This window comes from Sinomicrobium halophytocola, assembly GCF_052983395.1.
In genome coordinates this window covers 51,426-68,763 of record NZ_JBRKIT010000018.1, presented here as the reverse complement: position 1 = coordinate 68,763, position 17,338 = coordinate 51,426, and the positions used below count along the sequence as shown (strand labels likewise).

11 protein-coding genes are annotated in these 17,338 nt (G+C 45.8%); 7 read left to right on the top strand and 4 right to left on the bottom strand.

What is annotated here, in order from left to right:
- Window positions 1-78: 78 nt before the first annotated feature.
- The gene (gene tatA, locus ACVBDY_RS06380) at window positions 79-270 is read right to left on the bottom strand and encodes a twin-arginine translocase TatA/TatE family subunit (protein ID WP_447174632.1); all 192 of its coding nucleotides are present in this window, start codon (window positions 268-270) and stop codon (window positions 79-81) included.
- Between the two features lie 110 nt (window positions 271-380).
- Here tatA and ACVBDY_RS06375 point away from each other — a divergent pair, with 110 nt between their 5' ends.
- The 6 genes from ACVBDY_RS06375 to ACVBDY_RS06350 all read left to right on the top strand — a co-directional run bounded on the left by ACVBDY_RS06375 (window position 381) and on the right by ACVBDY_RS06350 (window position 7,356).
- Complete coding sequence (locus ACVBDY_RS06375) at window positions 381-1,262, top strand: M23 family metallopeptidase (RefSeq protein ID WP_447174631.1); 882 nt, start codon at window positions 381-383, stop codon at window positions 1,260-1,262.
- Between the two features lie 68 nt (window positions 1,263-1,330).
- A complete protein-coding gene (locus tag ACVBDY_RS06370) occupies window positions 1,331-2,827 on the top strand; it encodes a GH3 family acyl-acid amido synthetase (protein WP_447174630.1) in 1,497 nt (498 codons plus the stop codon).
- Between the two features lie 5 nt (window positions 2,828-2,832).
- Window positions 2,833-3,483 (top strand): hypothetical protein, encoded by a 651-nt coding sequence (locus ACVBDY_RS06365; protein WP_447174629.1) that lies wholly within the window; start codon window positions 2,833-2,835, stop codon window positions 3,481-3,483.
- 75 nt (window positions 3,484-3,558) lie between these two features.
- Window positions 3,559-5,274: a DUF6909 family protein gene (locus ACVBDY_RS06360; RefSeq protein ID WP_447174628.1), complete on the top strand. Its 1,716-nt coding sequence runs from the start codon at window positions 3,559-3,561 to the stop codon at window positions 5,272-5,274.
- Window positions 5,275-5,334: 60 nt separating this feature from the next.
- Entirely contained in the window at window positions 5,335-6,321 is a 987-nt protein-coding gene (locus tag ACVBDY_RS06355) for a hypothetical protein (RefSeq protein ID WP_447174627.1), read from the top strand.
- Window positions 6,322-6,378: 57 nt separating this feature from the next.
- Window positions 6,379-7,356: a LuxE/PaaK family acyltransferase gene (locus tag ACVBDY_RS06350; RefSeq protein WP_447174665.1), complete on the top strand. Its 978-nt coding sequence runs from the start codon at window positions 6,379-6,381 to the stop codon at window positions 7,354-7,356.
- Window positions 7,357-7,462: 106 nt separating this feature from the next.
- Here ACVBDY_RS06350 and tyrS read toward each other — a convergent pair whose 3' ends face one another.
- Window positions 7,463-8,764 (bottom strand): tyrosine--tRNA ligase, encoded by a 1,302-nt coding sequence (gene tyrS / locus ACVBDY_RS06345; protein ID WP_447174626.1) that lies wholly within the window; start codon window positions 8,762-8,764, stop codon window positions 7,463-7,465.
- 309 nt (window positions 8,765-9,073) lie between these two features.
- On the opposite strand from tyrS, the gene ACVBDY_RS06340 reads away from it, so the two are divergent.
- A complete protein-coding gene (locus tag ACVBDY_RS06340; RefSeq protein WP_447174625.1) occupies window positions 9,074-10,096 on the top strand; it encodes an NAD-dependent epimerase/dehydratase family protein in 1,023 nt (340 codons plus the stop codon).
- Here ACVBDY_RS06340 and ade read toward each other — a convergent pair.
- Window positions 10,086-11,717, bottom strand: a complete 1,632-nt coding sequence (ade, locus tag ACVBDY_RS06335) for an adenine deaminase (protein ID WP_447174624.1) — start codon at window positions 11,715-11,717, stop codon at window positions 10,086-10,088. The genes ACVBDY_RS06340 and ade overlap by 11 nt on opposite strands.
- Before the next feature lie 65 nt (window positions 11,718-11,782).
- Window positions 11,783-17,329, bottom strand: coding sequence for an alpha-2-macroglobulin family protein (locus ACVBDY_RS06330; protein ID WP_447174623.1), 5,547 nt, complete (start codon window positions 17,327-17,329; stop codon window positions 11,783-11,785).
- Window positions 17,330-17,338: the final 9 nt, after the last annotated feature.

Genomic DNA, 17,338 nt, shown 5'->3' with positions numbered 1-17,338 from the left:
TTACGATCCTAATTAAGCAAAAAAACCCCTATCCCGGTTGGGATAAAGGTCGTTCAGATTGTCTATAGTAGAATAAAACTATTCTTTCTTGTTGCTTTCGGGAGAAGGTTCCTCCTCTTTCGTCGCGTCTTTAAATTCTTTTATCCCACTTCCAAGCCCCCGCATCAGTTCCGGTATTTTTTTACCGCCGAAAAGCAACAGAAGTACTACTACTACTAATACTATCTGCCACGGGCCGATCATTCCTAAAAAAATATTCAATGACATCATTTTTCCTTAAATTTACTATAGCAAAGGTAATAAGAAAAGTTTAATCGCGGCGTTAATTATTATATTTTTAAGAACAGAGCTCTGTATAGAACGTTATATTTGCAAGAACTATGGCAGAAAATAAACCAAAAAGAAAGAAACTTGCAAAAAAGCTTTTGCACAAGTATCGACTGGTTATTCTGAACGAAGATACTTTTGAAGAGCGGCTTTCCTTCCGGCTTAACAGGCTTAACGTTTTTGTGGTGGGGACATCCTTTGCCGTATTTCTCATAGCGATCACCACTATTTTGATTGCGTTTACCCCCTTGCGTGAATACATTCCCGGATATTCTTCCACAGCGTTAAAAAGACAGGTTGCCGAACTCACATATAAGACGGATTCTCTGGTTTCCGTCCTGAATTATAACGACAGATACATAGATAACGTTAAAAAAGTTCTGACAGGAGAAATAAGTCCGGCCGATATGGAAGCAGAAACGCGGGCAGATTCTCTGGCCGAAGAAGAACGTCCGGACCTTTCCGAGGTAGACCTTACCCCCGGTGAAGAAGATATGGCACTGCGAGAGGAAGTAGCCATGGAAGATAAGTATAACCTGGTAGGAAGCGCCCTTTCCAAAGTGGATTTTGTACTGTTTCCCCCGGTTTCAGGGGCTATATCCAATACTTTTAACCTCGAAGGAAAACATTTTGCCGTAGATATAACCGGTGTTTCCGGCACCCCGGTAAAAACAGTTGCCGATGGTGTTGTTATATTTGCCGAATGGACGGTAGAAACGGGTTACGTCTGTATTATTGAGCACTCTTTCGGCCTTATATCCGTGTATAAACACAACGGAACCCTTACGAAGTCGCAGGGAGAACTTGTAAAGGCCGGGGAAGTAATCGCTACCATGGGCAATACCGGCGAACTTTCTACAGGCCCGCATCTTCACTTTGAGTTGTGGAGTAATGGCTATCCGGTGAACCCCACCGACTATATAGATTTTGATTAAAATAAAAAACCGGGAAACCGCTTTCGCCACTACTGGGGCAACTCGCGGTGATTTGTCAAATTCAGCATATGTCTTTAAAATCTTTTGCCGCAAAAATATTTGCGCGAATTACATACGGAAAGATTCAGCAATGGGCGGACCGTCCGGCAGAAACCCAGGAAAAAATATTCCGGGAGCTCATAGCTTCCGCTTCCGCGACCGCTTTCGGAAAAGACCACGATTTCGGGCAGATCCGGAATCATGAGGATTTTGTGGAGAGGGTTCCCGTCCGCGACTACGAAGCCCTGAAACCCTATGTAGAGCGTGTGGTTGAAGGTGAAGAAGATGTGTTATGGAAGGGTAAACCGGTGTATTTTGCCAAAACTTCCGGCACCACCTCCGGGGCCAAATACATACCCTTAACGGCCGATTCCATGCCTCACCATATCAAAGCGGCAAGAAATGCCATATTGTGTTATATTCACGAAACCGGGAATGCCTCCTTTGTAGACGGGAAAATGATCTTTTTACAGGGAAGCCCCATACTTCAGGAGAAAAACGGTATAAAACTTGGCAGGTTGTCCGGCATCGTAGCACATTATGTGCCCAAATACCTCCAGAAAAACCGGATGCCCAGCTGGGAAACCAATTGTATCGATGACTGGGAAACCAAGGTAAACAGGATTGTGGAGGAGACACTCAGGGAAGATATGGCCGTTATAAGCGGAATACCTTCGTGGGTGCAGATGTACTTTGAAAAATTGCATGCCAGGACAGGTAAAAAGGTGGGCGAAATTTTCAGGAATTTCCGGCTTTTTATTTACGGCGGCGTGAATTACGAACCCTACAGGGCCAGGTTTGAAAATCTTATCGGAAGAAAAGTAGACAGTATAGAACTCTTTCCTGCCAGCGAAGGGTTTTTTGCCTATCAGGACTCCCAAAAGGAAAAAGGGATGTTGCTTCAGCTGAATTCCGGCATTTTTTATGAATTTATTCGTGCCGATGTGTTTTCTGAGGAAAACCCGGAAAGAATTACCATCAAGGATGTGGAAACCGGTGTGAATTATGTGATGATTATATCCACCAATGCCGGCTTATGGGCATATAACCTGGGAGATACCGTACAGTTTACTTCATTGAAACCCTATCGTTTAATTGTTTCCGGAAGGATAAAACACTTTACATCCGCCTTTGGCGAACACGTTATAGCCAAAGAAGTAGAAGAAGCGATGCGCCAGGGTCTTGAAAATTTCGGGGGAAGTATAAACGAATTTACCGTGGCCCCGCAGACCGATCCGGGAGAAGACGAACTCCCGTATCACGAATGGCTGGTGGAATTCGGGGAAGAGCCGGAAAACCCGGGAGGCTTTGCCCTCAAAATCGATGAAGCCCTCCGGAAACAGAACAGTTATTACTATGATCTTATCGCAGGCAACATACTGCAACCCCTGAAGATAACGAAAATAAAAAAAGACGGTTTTGCAGATTATATGAGAAGCATAGGAAAACTTGGCGGTCAGAATAAAGTACAACGCTTGTCTAACGATCGTAAACTGGCAGAAGCATTATATCAATATAAAATTTGAACCCAATGAAACATCAAATGACTCTTACAAAACTATTTATTTTTACATTTTTTGCATTACTGTTATTGGGGAGCTGTGCCTCCGGAAATATATCTTCATATACGATAAAAGAACCTGTAAGGATTTACGATAAGATAGCCGTGGTGTGGACATCGTCGAAAAATGACATAACCGGTTTGGATTCTATTACCTATAACGAGACCTTCCGCCGGAATTTTAACAATCTGGACGGCGCTAAATACAGAAAACAACTTGAAAAAACCTTTACCAGGAATATGTTCCCTACACAGGTTATAACGGCAGGAGAGCTTTTTGATATTAATAGAGACTACGGTTATGATGAATTTATCGATAAGATAGAAGCCTGGGAAGCCCCTGCAATCCTGGTTATAAAACAGGCATCCTGGCAACAGAAGCAGCATATTGACGGGTTGGACGGGGATATCTCCACCAGGTATGAGCCCGATGCCAAATTTCATGTGTATCTCATCGATGCCGCTTCGAAAGAAAATATATGGATGGCGACCTCCGGGGTTTCCGGAGACTTCTATGCCGGTTATGAAACTATAAATAATAACCTGGCGCGTAAAGTAGTGAGGAAATTGCGCAAGGAAGGGTACATAGCAAATAAGGACCTGAAAAGAGCCATGCAATAGCTTCCACTCCCTTCCTTACAAAAATTACATATGCAGATAATATAAAATCCCGTATTTTTGTGCGGAAAATAAGATATGAGTAAAATTAAAGGAAGGACACGGGCACAGGAATCTACCAATGCTATTGAGCGGATGTACATTACCATGCGACATCTGTTCAACCGGGGGTTCTATAAGCCTATGGGAATTTCCGGGGAAACATTGCGGCAGTCCCTTTTACAGCTTCGCCCGGAGATCTACGGCTCCATTGCCGAAGATAAGGTAGAGCTGAACGGGCTGATGTATATCCTGGACAGGCTTCCCATAGGTATTGAAGAATGCCGTTATATAAACCTGACTTCCGACGAAGGATATAAAAAATCGCATTTTCAACCGATTATTCCACCCAAAAGAAGAAGAAACTGTTACCGGGTAGACGAAGAACAGATGAGTATTGAAATTACCCGCGGACGTTCGGATATTTATGATATTCTCACACACCTTACCTTTTTGTACATAGAGTCGCAGAAGATATGCAGACGTGTTTATATGGATGAAACCGGCGAAACCAACAGGGATTGGTTTAAACTGGAAAATGCCGTACAGAAAGGAAAACTTACCCGGGCAGAAAGAGAAATAGCCCTTATACATATAGCTAACATCCTCGGAAGGACTTTTGACGAAGCCCTCGATGCCCACCGGGCCTTTGCCACCAAACAGATGCCTGATCGCTTTTTGCATATTGTTTACTGGATGGGAAAACTGGCCATAGAAGAAGAGAGAGACAACAATAAGCGGACCGTTACTTTTAGTCCTATACTAAGGGAGAGGCTCGGACATCATATTCACGGAGAGGCCTGGGCGAACAATATAAAAAAGATTCTGCAGAAAGATAAACTGTTACATCGGCCCATACACATTATCAGCGCCAATATGCACAGTGTGATGAACTCCATTTTTGCCGCGGAAGCCCTTAAAAAAGAAGTCTCTGGGAAAGAGCGTCTGGAACTTTATGAGGCGCTTAGTCTTCCCGGTAACGGGTCCATGCGCGATAAGGTAAAAGCATTTGCCCTTAAAAACGGTATGGTCTCTATAGACGATACCTCCGGCACCAATATAGATGTGCAGGTATTTGACACGGCCAGGATAAATTTCAGCCATGCCGATTATAATTTTAACACGGATCTTCCCGACAACGAAAAGCCCGTACTTTTTGTCATGGATTATGCGTTCGGGGAACAGGCATACGAAACTATAGACGAACTCTTAAAGCCGTATAAGGATAAAAATAAGCAGGCGAAAGGAACAGAAAAGAAAGACAAACTCCATTTTCTGAACGTGGTTTCCGTGTCGGTTATGGGAAAAGCGGGAATCCTCGAAGGAGGCAAGGGAGACCTGATGATCCCTTCGTCCCATATTTTCGAAGGAACGGCGGATAATTATCCTTTTAAGAACGAACTTTGTAAAGAGGATTTCGAAGGACACGGGTTGAAAGTCTTTGAAGGAACTATGATTACCGTACTGGGAACCTCTTTGCAAAACAAGGACCTGTTGAAGTTCTTCCACGACTCCACCTGGAATGTAGTCGGGCTGGAGATGGAAGGAGCACATTATCAGAAAGCCATTCAGTCTGCATCGAGGATAAGAAAAAGCATAGCCGAAGACGTTAAGGTACGTTACGCGTATTATGCCTCCGATAACCCGCTGGAAACGGGAAGCACCCTGGCCTCCGGAGGCCTGGGCACCACAGGAGTGAAACCCACTTACCTGATAACCCGAAGAATACTGGAACAAATACTTAACAAAGGTTGAAACAGAACACCCCGGCCGGGTTCTAAAAGATTATCCGGTTCCTGAAAAACTACCGATATTATGAATGAAAACACACGACAAAACGATACTTCCGACGAAATAGATCTGGGCGTTTTACTTCAGAAGATCAAGGATTTCTTCAAATGGATTATCAGAGGCATCTATAGCGTATTTCTCTTCTATAAGAAATTTGCCATACTATTGCTCATCCTTATCATAGCGGGGTTTATCGCCGGGTATTTTATGGATTCTTCCGGTTCCAAAACCTATAGTAACGAGGTTATCGTCGTGCCCAACTTTGGCAGCGTGGATTATTTGTACACCAGTATTCAGGAACTCGATGCGAAAAGACAGATTGGAGATATCAGTTTTTTCAAGAGGATGGGAATAGATTCCGTGAATTATTTTTCCGGCATTGAAATAGAACCTATCGTAGATATCTATAGCTTTCTGGGAGAAAACCGCACCAATCTCGAGGCATTTAAGGCACTGAAAGGAGATGCGTCTACGGTAGGTGCTATGGAAACTGCGAAAAACTACAAGTTTCACAGGATAACCATCTATACCAAAACGAGGAAGAACTCTTCAAAAGTAGTTGCAAAAATCCTGGATTTTCTGAATGATAACGATTATTACAATACGATAAAAAGCAGCCTGGGCGATAACTTGTCATCGCGAATAAAAACGAATAAGGAAGCCGTACGGTATATTAATGATATACTTAAAGCTCAGGGAAATGCGAAAGCCGAAGGGATCAAACCCGAAGATAACCTGTTCCTGTTCAGGTCCGAATCCCAGATCGGATCAATGGGGACACTGGTGAATTCGCAACAGGAACTGTTCGAAGAGATTGACAAGCTTACGGTTGAAGCTACGGATGCGGATAAAGTGATAAAAGACGTATCCATAAAGATCAACATTCCCAGAAAAGGAATCACTTCATCGAAAAAATGGCTGTTACCCTTGGTAATATTCACGGCATTTTCCGGCCTGTTCCTGCTGATCTTCCTCTTTAAGAGGATGAAGGAAATAGCCACGGAAGAATAGAACATGCGTTCAACGCCGGCTTACCCGGTTTTTGCAGGTAAAGTACAATGTCGTCCGATGGGAAATGATGCTGTTTTTAATATAGCCAATGATACGGATTTCGAAGCTGTTGCTCTTCATGTCTTCCGATACCAGTACCGGAATAATGTGGTATACCGGAAATTCTGTGATCTTCTTGGACGTAAACCCGAAAAGATAAGATCAATAGAGGAAATCCCTTTTTTACCCATTTCATTTTTCAAAACGCATACCGTAGTTGCTTCGAAAGATACTCCCGAAGAAATATTTACCAGCAGCGGTACTACGGGGATGAGTACCAGTAAACATTACGTTACGGACCGGAGCATATACGAACAAAGCTTTTTAAGGGCATTTAAGCGTTTTTACGGAGATATTGAGGGCTATACAGTACTTGCCCTGTTACCGTCTTATCTGGAGCGCGAGGGCTCTTCCCTGATCTATATGGCAGATGAGCTCATACGCAGGTCGGCCGATAAAAACAGTGGTTTTTACCTGCACGACCTGGCTGCACTGAGCGATAAACTGGAAGATCTGGACAAAAGCGGGAAAAAGATACTGCTTATCGGTGTTTCGTTTGCCTTGCTGGACCTTTTGGAAAGCCGTGAATTTCAATTGAAAAATACGATCATCATGGAGACGGGAGGGATGAAAGGTAGGAGAAAAGAACTCATTCGCGAAGAACTGCACCGGATATTGTGTAAAGGCTTTGACGTACCGGAGATACACAGCGAGTATGGGATGACCGAATTATTATCACAGGCATATTCTTCCGGGAACGGCAGTTTTAAGTGCCCCCCGTGGATGAAGATCGTTATAAGAGATCCGGAAGATGCACTATCGTTACAGCCCGGAGGAAGGACAGGCGGTATCAATGTCATAGACCTTGCTAATATAAATTCCTGTTCCTTTATTGCCACCCAAGACCTGGGCAAAACACACCCGGACGGAAGTTTTGAAGTATTGGGCAGGTTCGACCATTCCGATATACGCGGATGTAATCTTATGGTAATGTAGTTATCCTCCGGTAGCGTTGCACGGCCGTGTAACCATCAAAAAAACAGGGACAAAAAGCCCCGTTTTTAAATACCGCATCTAATGTCTAAAATCTCAGATCTCAAATCTAAACCTTAACCAACACGAAATAGTTCTTCTTACCGCGTTGCAGTAAAACAAACTTATTGTTGATGAGGTCTTTATCCGTAATCGTATAGCCTTCGTTTACTTTTTCTTTGTTGACAGAGATTGAGTTTTCCTTGAGTGCACGTTTGGCTTCACCGTTGGATTTCAGGAATCCGGACTTTTCGCTCAACGCGCCTATAACATCCAGTCCTTCTTCTATAACAGCCGCGGCAACTTCGGCTTGTGGTACGCCGTCAAATACATCGAGAAAGGTTTTTTCGTCAAGAGCTTTCAGATCTTCCGAAGAACTTTTGCCAAAAAGTATTTCCGAGGCTTTTATGGCCTTTTCAAGTTCTTCTTTACCATGTACAAAGGTGGTGATCTCTTCGGCCAGCCTGCGTTGTAAAATGCGCGTATGCGGAGCTTCTTTATGTTCGGCTATTAGTCCGTCTATGGTTTCCTTATCCAGGAAGGTGAATATCCTGATGTATTTTTCCGCATCCTCATCCGAAGTGTTCAGCCAGAACTGGTAGAACTTGTAGGGTGAAGTCTTCTCCGGGTCCAGCCAAACATTTCCGCCCTCTGTTTTTCCGAATTTAGAGCCGTCTGCCTTGGTGATAAGCGGACAAGTAAGGGCATAGGCCTTGGCGCTGTCATCGCTCATTCTGCGGATGAGCTCCGTACCGGTGGTAATATTTCCCCATTGGTCGGACCCACCCATTTGCAACAGGCAGTTATGTGTCTTGTATAAATGGTAAAAGTCGTATCCCTGTATAAGCTGGTAAGTAAATTCCGTAAAAGACATTCCCGAACCGGAATCCGAGCTCAGGCGTTTTTTAACCGAATCTTTAGCCATCATGTAGTTTACGGTAATGCGTTTGCCTACGTCACGGGCAAAACCGATAAAGGAAAAATCCTTCATCCAGTCGTAATTGTTTACCAGTAAAGCTGCATTGGACAGGCCCGAATTAAAGTCCAGCAATCCGGATAATTGCGCTTTGATTCCTGCAATATTATTTTGAAGCGTGTCTTCATCCAGAAGGTTGCGTTCTTCGGATTTCATGGAAGGGTCACCGATCATTCCGGTGGCGCCACCTACAAGAACTACGGGACGATGGCCTGCAAGCTGAAAGTGGCGGAGCATCATAACGCTCACCAAATGCCCTATATGCAGGGAATCCGCAGTAGGGTCAATACCCACGTAAGCAGATGTAGGTTCCTTGTTCAGTTGTTCTTCCGTTCCCGGCATAATATCGTGGATCATTCCTCTCCAACGCAGTTCTTCAACAAAATTTTTGACCATGTCTTCTTCCTTTTTGGGTAAACAAGCGCAAATTTACAATAAATAGGCAATTGAGGAACCCAATAAAAGTTATTTTGGATCAGGGATGAAAGTTGTGAAGATTGAATTCTGTAAAGCCTGCAGGTTTCAGGTTAAGGAGCGGAAATATTCGGCTACCTGTGCCGTCTAACAAAGATTAGTGGATTCATGGCAGTCAAAACACCATTTTTTTACACGACGTGCCCTCCCGTAGTTTCTACTCATCCTGATCCGCTATTTTGTAGATAGATACCGGGAAGAGGTCTCCGTAAAATACATATCTTTGGTGCTATGATTTTAGTCACCGGAGGAACGGGGCTTGTTGGATCCCGTTTATTATACGCATTAACCCGAAAAGAAGATAAAATACGGGCGGTTTACAGGAAAGGCAGTGATATTGATGCCGTGGCCGCCATGTTTTCCGGTTCTGCGGAAGACAGGGCACGGTTTGACCGTATCGAATGGGTGGAAGCGGATATCACCGATGTTCCCGCATTTTCGGATGCCTTTGGTGGCATTAGCCGGGTATATCATGCGGCAGCGCTCATTTCTTTTGACCCGTCGGACTATGCTGTTCTGAGGAAGATCAATACGGAAGGTACGGCCAACGTGGTAAACCTGTGCCTGGTGCACGGTGTAAAAAAATTATGCCATGTCAGTTCCGTTGCCACCCTCGGAAAGAGCATAGGAGGAGACCTGATCACGGAAGAAACCAATTGGAACACCGAGTCGGAAAACAACGTCTATGCGCTCACCAAATACGGTGCGGAAATGGAAGTATGGCGGGGCAGCCAGGAAGGCCTGGAAGTGGTGATCGTAAACCCGGGCATCGTACTGGGCGTACCGCCGGGTAAAAAAGGGTGGGAGAAAGGAAGTGGAAAACTTTTCAGGCAGGTTTACAAAGGATTAAACTATTATACCCATGGTGTTACCGGTTATGTGGATGTTGAAGATGTGGTTGCCATAATGACAGGACTTATGAACAGCGAGGTGAAAAATGAAAGGTTCGTAGTTGTGGCTGAAAACCTGAGTTTTAAAGAAGTACTGACCATGGTTGCGGCTTCGGTTGGTAAAGAAGCTCCCCGCAAAGAAGTGCCCGCATGGGCCTTCAAATGGTTATGGCGACTGGACTGGCTGAAAAGTAAACTGACAGGGCGGAAAAGAAAACTAAGCAGGTTGCTGGCCGCAACGGCAATAACCAAGAACCCGTATAACAGTGCGAAGATCAGGGAAGAACTCGGCCTGGAATTCAAACCACTTTCCCGGACGATAGAACACATCGGCAAAGAATATGTGTCCGGTATTAAGAAATAAATAATTCGGTAAATGCAAATTTCTGCCCGTCAAATAACCCTTTATCGCTTAATTTCAGATCGGGAATAACGAGTAGGGCCATAAAACTCAGGGTCATAAAAGGAGATTGCAGGGAGGCTCCCATGGATTTTGCCATGGAATCAATGGCGGTATACGCTTTTGCAACTTCATACCCGTCATCTGCAGACATAATCCCTCCGACGGGAAGGGGGAGGAGCAGATGTTCCTCTTTTCGGACCGCAGAGATTCCGCCTTTGCTTTCCATAATAAAGTTTATTGCTTTTGCCAGGGAAGTATCATCCGTTCCGACGGCAATAATATTATGTGAATCATGGGCGACAGAAGAGGCTATAGCACCTTCTTTCAGACCGAAGTTCCGGATAAATGCCACAGCAGGAGGAGTTTCTTCATAACGGTTGACCACTGTAATTTTCAATATATCGCTTTCTATATCCGGTATGGCATAACCGTCTTTCACTTTTACGGGAGAGACTGTTTCGGAAGTAATAAGTTCCCCATCTTTGGGTTCGATGATGCGGATGTGTCGTCCCTCCGCTTTCACGGCAAAATCGGCAGGGGTTTTTAAGGAGGTCCGGAAGTTGTTTATGATGTTGTTTTCCGAACGCGGAATAAGGGTTTTCCCGTTTTTAGCTACTATTTTCCCATCGATATACGTTTCCATTACTTCAAATGTTTCCAGGTCCTTCACGACAATAAAATCTGCCGGGTCTCCTTCCCGTAGTTTGCCTACCTGCATATTGTAATGATCTACGGGATTCAGGCATGCGGCTTTCAGTACGTGGAAAAGGTCTTTTCCTTTAGCTATGGCGCGGGCCACCAGTTGATCTATATGCCCTTTCACAAGATTGTCCGGATGCTTGTCGTCCGAACAGAACATCATATTGTCGGAATGCGTATCGATGAGGTCGATGAGGGCTTCGAAATTTTTGGCGGCACTGCCTTCGCGTATGGCTATTTTCATGCCGTGTTTTAATTTATCCAGGGCTTCTTCCGCAGTGAAGCACTCGTGATCCGTAGAAATGCCCGCGGAAATGTATTGTTCCGCAAGCGCTCCTTTAAGGCCGGGCGCATGTCCGTCTACGGGCTTACCGTATTTCTGTGCCACGGCTATTTTCTGCATGACTTCGGGATTGCGTTGTACGACCCCCGGCCAGTTCATCATTTCGGCCAGGTAAACAATATCTTCCCTGGCCAGTAAAGTATCGATATCTTTTGTGCTTATTTCCGCTCCCGCTGTTTCAAAAGGGGTGGCCGGGACACAGGAAGGGGCGCCGAAATAAAATTTAAAAGGTACATTCTGCCCGTTGTTAATCATGTACCGCACGCCATCCAAACCGCATACATTCGCTATTTCATGCGGATCGGATACCGTCGCTACCGTACCATGCACTACGGCGATGCGTGCAAATTCCGAAGGGATCAGCATGGACGATTCGATGTGTACATGAGCATCTATAAATCCCGGAAGGATGTATACTTCCGGGGCCGTTTCTGTCTTCTTTACGGAGATGATCTTTTTGTCCCGTATATGTATTTCCGCCGGAAATATATTCCTGTTTAGAATATCCACGAACTGTCCGGATATGGTTTTTGCCTGCATTTTACCGTAATTAGGTTTGGTCCGAAATATAAGAAAAAACCGCCAGAAAGGAAGGGGAAGGGCTGTTATTGTCCAACCTCAACCCACTGTCCCTTGGTCCTTACCCGGTAATCGTTGTCATACATGGCTTCACATTGTATTCCCGGCAGGTAATACCTGCCGAGATAGGAGGCATTGACCAATACCCGGAAAGTCTTGGTTTTATGCGCGTCCAGGTCAAAATAGAAATTTGCCCTGTCGTCCCGGAGGTCGGTATAGGTTGCTTCATTTGCAGTACCCTGGGCATCCCCGAAATCGGTAAAACGGGTATTCACGATTTCCCAACCGCTGGGAAATATGTGGGAAAGGGCTATGTTCTTCAGGTTTTCTCCTTTTTGATTGGTAATGCTCACTTCGGCAATAAAATTGGTGCCCTGGGGCAGATTGGAAACATCCAGTACCTTACCATCCCTGCCTTTATAAGTAACTTTTGCGGAGAGGTTCTGCTGTTCGGCGAGTTCCTGGCCTACGGGTAAAATACCGTTGTTCAGTATACGTACAAAAATGGTATTTTCCTTGTTGTTTTTGAGACGGACAGTATTATTTCCTTCTTTGATTCCGAGGTTTCTTTCCGCCAGGGTAAGCGCGGTGTTCAGCGAAGTGGATTTTCCGTTTATCTCGTAGCTTACGTCAATACCTTTACCTCCTATGTAGCCGGCAAATTTAGCCATGGCCAGCAGGCTGTATGCCGTACTTTGCGTACTCATCCAGCGGTCCGTATTCAGGCTTTTAGCGATAACTCCTGCCATTTCCTGTGCCTGTACCTTCTCGTCGAGCAATATGAGGGTTTCCAGGGCCAGGGCGCGGTTTCTTTCGGTAGATCCGTAGGTGTAATAATCGTACTTCACCGGTTTAAAATCGATATTGGCCGTAGCAAATATATCTTTTGCCGCGTTTTTCTGACCTATAAGCGCATAGGCAGCCGCCAGGCGATGTTTCGCTTCGTTGGAAATATTCGGGGTTTCCCGGAGCCTGTTCATGGAAGAGACATCCGCATTTTCGGCCAGGGCCAGGGTGTAAAGCCTGTACGCCTGAGCGAGATCGGAACTTTGGGCGGACTGCCGCCATTGTTTCGCGGCCTGTTTCTGGTAATTTATCCAGCTGTTCTTAAAGCCAATGGGCAGGACATATCCTTTTTTCTCTGCTTCGAGCAGGAAGTGCCCGGCATATGAGGATCCCCAGTCGTTCGCGTAGTTCTGGCCGTTCCAGTAGGCAAAGCCGCCATTCGGCAGTTGATAGCCCCCGAGACGTTTTATGGCTTGCTCCGCATTTTTCTGGACTTCCTGCTTTTTGTTTGCCGTAAGGTCAAAGATATCAGACAGGAACAACTGCGGGAATACAGCAGAGGTAACCTGTTCCACACATCCGTGCGGGTAGCGGATAAGGTATTGCATGCGACCGTTGAAATTCATGGGCGGCAGGGTCGAGAATTCGATACTCGCCGTATTGCTGCCGGCCACACCGAAAGTTTCCAGGGATATTTCCCCGGAACTTCCCGGCTCCAGTACCAGGTCCCTGACAGAAGTGGTTACCGGGTTCGGGTTTACCACATCTATTTCAACACCATAAGAAGCTTTTTCACCATTTCCCGAAGCGGCAATCTCTACTTTCCCGATGCCCTCAAAATCGGAGATTTCCAATTCAAAATAGGCTATTTTCTCGTCCGGCCGGTCAAAAGAGATCGTTTGCGAAGAGCCCCCGACAACCCGGAAAGCCTTGTTGTCTTTTACCTGTATGGTTACATTCTTCACCTTGTCTTCCATGGCAAAGATGGTGACCGGCAGTGTTACTTTTTCTCCCGGTGTTATTTTTCTTGGTAGCGAAGCCAGTACCATTAGTGGCTTACGTACCGGTGTTGTCTTTTCCGTGCTTCCGTAAGCCCCGGTATCCGGGGCTCCGCCTACGATCATTGTTCTTACCGAACCAATATATTTCGGAATGTGTATTTCATGTGAACGGGTTTGTCCTTTGTCGAGGGTAAACGGCCCGAGGTACACTACCATAGGCTTAAAGCGGTTGGCCTTTTTGTTTTTGGCGCCTGCCAGCTCTTCATCTCCCCCTATGCTGAATACCTGGTCTATACGCCCTCCGAAGGCACCTATGACATCGTCATAGATATCCCATGTCTTAACGCCCAATGCCTCCCGCGCAAAGAAAGATTCCCAGGCATCCGGAGTTTTGAACCGGGTAAGGTCCAGCAGGCCGTCGTCTACAACGGCGATAGTATAGGTCATAGATTTACCCTCTTTTTCCCTGACTTTAACCGTAACGGTTTCTTCCGGTTTGAGTACATCGGGCATGTTAACCTGAGGTTCCAGCCTGGTTTCCGGATCTTCGACGGTGATGGGAACCACTCCGTATAAACGTATGGGCAGGTCATTTGCCGTTGAAGCATGCGGTTGTAACAGGGAAATGTGAATATATACATTAGGAGTATAAAGAGCCGCTATGGGCAGTTCGAAACGGGTTTCGCCGTCCTGAGCTTCCACCCACATGGAGTGCAGCACCTCGGTACCGTTTTCTACGGTAACGAGGGCCCGTCCGCCGGCACTGCCGGGGAAAGTGACAACGGCTTTTTCACCAACCTTGTAGTTTTCCTTATCTGTAGAGAATACCAGCATGGTAGCAGAGGAAGGATCGTTCTTCATGGATTTTCCTGCCCATCCCGGCCAGTCGATATAAACGGTTTTTCCGGTGGCATGGCCGCCTTCCGGGTCTTCTATATGTACCAGGTAACGGCCCCATTCCGGGTATTTCAGCTCAAATTCGAAAGCCGCTTTCCCGTCTGCCCCGGTATGGAGTGTTTGAGAAAATACATTTTCTCTCTGGTTACTGCCATTATACGAGGAGAGGTTGTCTTCGGAGGTATCCCACCACCAGCGCCAGCTAACTTTGTATATATTTACTTTGAGTCCTTTTACTGCTTTGGGATTTCCCTTTTCGTCAACCGAGACCACCTCGAAACGGTGCCTGGTGTCGGTGAGGAGCATGCCGCGGGTTTTGTCTCCTTTCGGGGTATTGAGGCCTATGTAAGTACTGTAAGGGGAATAGGTTTTTGTAAAGACATCGGTACTGAAATCTCCTCCTGTTTCGTATACTTTGGTAATAAAAGAAGCCTGTAACATTCCCGGGGCCTGTTTTTCGAGTTGGGGTTTCAGGGAAAAAGAAGCTTTTCCCTCCGCATCAAGCTTGCCGTCAAAAACCGTTTGTTCTTCAGAGCCGAAAGACCTGGAAGGATCGTTAAAGGTATATCCCGGAAACTGTTTGAAACTGGTATTTTGCGGTTGGAACCTGGCCTGGATGTCCGCTTTCAGATTCCTGGCAATGGCCCCGTGCAGCCAGGCTACTGCCAGGCTACCGTTTACCGGTTTGGCGCCGGAGAGGATATCATCTGCAAAATCGGCTTTGATCTTCAGCCGGTTGGGTTTTATGGTTTCTATACGCATGCTTTTGCTGAAAACAGCGCCACCCACAGACACCTGGGCCTGCCAGCTTCCCGTAGGGGCATTCTGGTCAGTTGGAGTTATGAAGGTGTAAAAGTTATTCGTTCCGCTGTTACGTACTTCTTTACGGGTGATCTTTCCGTAAGGATCACGCAGTTCGAATTTCACCGGGTGCCCCGCGGGGAGTTTGTTGGACTTATCGTTCAGGATAAATGACAGGAATAATGTATCTCCGGGGCGCCATACACCACGTTCGCCGTAGATGTATCCCTTGATGCCTTTTTGCAGTTTAACACCGGAAACATCGAACTTACTTACCGAAAGCACATTTCCATCGCTGAGCTTGACATAGGTTTTCTGCTTTCCTTTTTCTGCGATGGCAAAATACGCCGGAAGTGTGGCATCGTACATGGCAAACCCGTTCTTGTCGGTAACTACCGTAGCTACTTCCTGCTGCTGGAAATTGTAGAAAACAACCTTGGTATCTCCTTCCGGTTTGGCGGAAACCAGGTCGGTAACACTTACAAAATACGATTCGTTATCGCCTTTTTTAATAGTCACCCCGAGATCCGAAGCCAGTACGTTAACGGCTACTTTTTTGTCCCTGTAGTAAGAAGTATGACAAGGGTTTTCCCTTTCGCGCCAGTCGTAGGTATAGTCGTAATAATAATCCTCGTAGTAATAATATCCTTCTACATTATCCCAGTAACTGGATTCCTCTTCTTCGTCATAGTTTTCTTCCGTATCAGTATCCTCTTCCGGGAAGTTGGTCTGGTCACATTTATAGGTGCTGTAAGATGGCTTATAGCGGAATTCCACCCGGTATATGGCGCCGGGATCGGGATTGATCAGCTCACGCAGGTCAAGGGCATAGGCATGCCATTTGCCATCGGCTGCGCTGAGACTTCCCTGGAGGGTTATGGTTTTTTTGGCAATGGGACGGGCAACGGTACGCAGGTCTCCCTCGCCGCCGAGGTCCTGGTATTGCAGGAACTGTAAGATATTGTTCTGGAATATTTTGATAACAGATACATCCACGGCGTTGAGATTTACGGCTTCGAAATTTATTTTGAGGTTGTTGGAAGAGGGCAGAATGCTACCATTTTGCAGCATTCTTACTTCCGGTTTCAGCTGCTCAAAAGCGATCTGTTCGGAAAAGACCTGTTTAAGCTTATAATCATCCACATTTAGTATTCCCTGGAACACTTCGAGGGATTTTACGCCTTTAAGTTCGTTCTGAGGATATACCTTCAGTATATTCCCTTCTACCGAAAACTTCAGGGTTCCTGCATCCTGGATGCTTACCAGCCCGTTAAAGTTCTGGTTTTTCTTCAGCGGATCGGAAAAGTTGATCTCTACATAGGGTTTTTCGGTTCCGGCAACATTTACTTCCATGACGGTAAAGTTGTTTTTACCGGGGATAAGGATTTCCCCTTCCCCTTCGGAATCGATGTCATGGGTTTTTCCGTTCCAGGTCAGCTTCACTTTGGAGTCTTCCTCCATGCGCTGTATGCTGTCTATCTTAAAGCGGAAAAGCGTGTTGGTTTCTGTGGTATTATATAATTTAACAGAAAGATTTTTGCCTTCCTGGGAAGCCTGTACCAGTTTTCCGGCAGTTTCGGCCGATAACTGATCACTGCTTCGCAGCGTACCTTCCACATATTGCCAGTTGCGATTGTAGGATTGTACCCTTTCTGTAGTGACATTGAACTGTTGTTTGATGGTTTTTACCTTAAAACGGAAGTTGCGAAGCTCTTCGGGAATGTCGCTTACAATAGCTTCCATGCGTAAGGTAAATTCGTATTCCGTGTCCTGTTTCAAGGGGGATTCGGGAACAAAAGCAATGGTCTGGTTATTCAGGGCGACTACCTTACCTTTGGTCTTGGGAGATACGTTTATGAGGGCATCCGGGAGCTCTTTGTCGGCATCCCATCCGGAAACCGGTTCGCGGAGCATTACTTTTACGTCGGAATGTGCGGAGATGATCCCCTGGGAAACATCCGAAACGTATTCCCGGTATTTATACAGGTTGGATATTTGTTCCTGTATTTCCTGTTTCTGGTCTTTGTCCTTGCAGGCGAACAAGAAAAGAAGAGCGGTAGCGGATAAGAGTAATCTTTTGAATCCCATAATGATCTT